This window comes from Streptomyces sp. E11-3 (assembly GCF_046540415.1).
GTDB lineage: Bacteria > Actinomycetota > Actinomycetes > Streptomycetales > Streptomycetaceae > Streptomyces.
The window spans coordinates 1-1,524 of sequence record NZ_JAZGRL010000164.1; the positions used below are offsets into that span (position 1 = coordinate 1).

Sequence of the window (1,524 nt, forward strand, 5' to 3'; positions counted from 1 at the left end):
CAGGCGGGGTGCGGTGACGGGGACCGTGTTCGTGACTTCGAAAGGGGACGCCGGGCGGACGTATCCTGGGGCTCCTGCTGACGACTGACTCCTGATTCTTGACTACGAAAGCGGCGGCCATGCGCGTCTACGTTCCCCTGACCCTTTCCGGTCTCGCAGCGGCGCACCAGGCGGGCGAGCTGGGTCCCGGGCCGCTGACCGCGTATGCCGTGACGCCCGCGCTGCGTGAGTGGTACGTCTCGGACGACATCGAGGAGCTGGAGTACGCGGCGCTCAGCCGGGCCGCGGCCGGGTCGCTGCGGCTGGTCGCGGGTGATCCTTCGGTGGTGCGGCGCCGGGTTGTCGTCGCCGTGGATGTGGCGGACTCCGCGGCGGTCGCGGACCCGGACCGTGGCCTTGATCCGGGGGCGCTCGGTGAGGTGCGTATCGCGGCCGCGGTGCCGTTGGCCAAGGCGGCGGCGGTGCATGTGGATGCCGACGACGCGGAGGCGGATGTCGCGGCGGCGGCCGCGGCGCTGGGGGCGGCGGATCAGGGGGACGATGACGCGCAGTTCACGGTGGACGGGGCGGAGGACCATGAGCTGCTCTGGTTCGCTACTCAGGAGATTCCGAATCTGATTGCTTGAGCCTGGGTGGCCGTAGCTGGGTGGTCGTAGCTGGGCGGCCGTAGCGGGTGGTCGTAGCTGGGTAGGTGGGTCCTGTTGTCAGTGGGAGCCGGTAGCGTTCTTGGCATGGGGAAGCACGGGACGCACATCGTCTGGGACTGGAACGGCACGCTGTTCCACGACATCGACGCGGTCATCACCGCGACCAATGCCTCGTTCGCGGAGATCGGTCTGGAGTCGATCACCCTCGAGCGGTACCGGGATCTGTACTGCGTTCCCGTGCCGCGCTTCTACGAGCGGTTGATGGGGCGGCTGCCCACGGACGCGGAGTGGGCGGTGATGGACGAGGCGTTTCATCGGCATTACTGGGCGCATGCCGATGGCGCGGACCTGGCGGAGGGGGCGCGGGAGTTGCTCGCCGACTGGCAGTCGGCCGGGCTCACGCAGTCGATGTGCTCGCTTGCCCCGCACGACCGGTTGCTGCCGATCGTGCGGACGCACGGGATCGAGCAGCACTTCATACGGGTCGACGGCCGCGTTGGTGCGTCGCACACTGGCAAGGCCGAGCACATGACGCGGCATCTGGCCGCGTTGGAGGGCGTGGAGCCGGCGCGCGCGGTGGTGATCGGTGACGCGGTCGACGACGCGGTGGCGGCGCGGCATGTGGGGGCGGCGGCGGTGCTGTACACCGGGGGGTCGCACAGTCGGGCCAGCCTTGCGGAGGCGGGGGTGCCGGTGGTGGATACGCTCGCTGAGGCGGTGGCGGTGGCGGAACGGCTGGTGGCCTGACGAGACGCGGCGGCCTCCGGGGTGTGCTGACCCTTGCGTGGTGCTGTGCGCGGTTCTGTGCGCGGTGCGCGCTGTTGTTTCGTTGTGGGGCGGGGCCGCGTCGGGGGGCACGTGCTCCCGCCGCGCGAGG

At 70.6% G+C, this 1,524-nt stretch carries 2 protein-coding genes; both read left to right on the top strand.

Annotated features, from left to right (window positions below; all coding sequences use genetic code 11):
• Positions 1 to 119: 119 nt before the first annotated feature.
• On the top strand, positions 120 to 626 hold the full coding sequence (locus tag U9R90_RS36120) for a DUF6912 family protein (protein WP_411061723.1): 507 nt from the start codon (positions 120 to 122) through the stop codon (positions 624 to 626).
• Positions 627 to 731: 105 nt separating this feature from the next.
• The gene (locus tag U9R90_RS36125) at positions 732 to 1,394 is read left to right on the top strand and encodes an HAD family hydrolase (protein WP_411061724.1); all 663 of its coding nucleotides are present in this window, start codon (positions 732 to 734) and stop codon (positions 1,392 to 1,394) included.
• Positions 1,395 to 1,524: the final 130 nt, after the last annotated feature.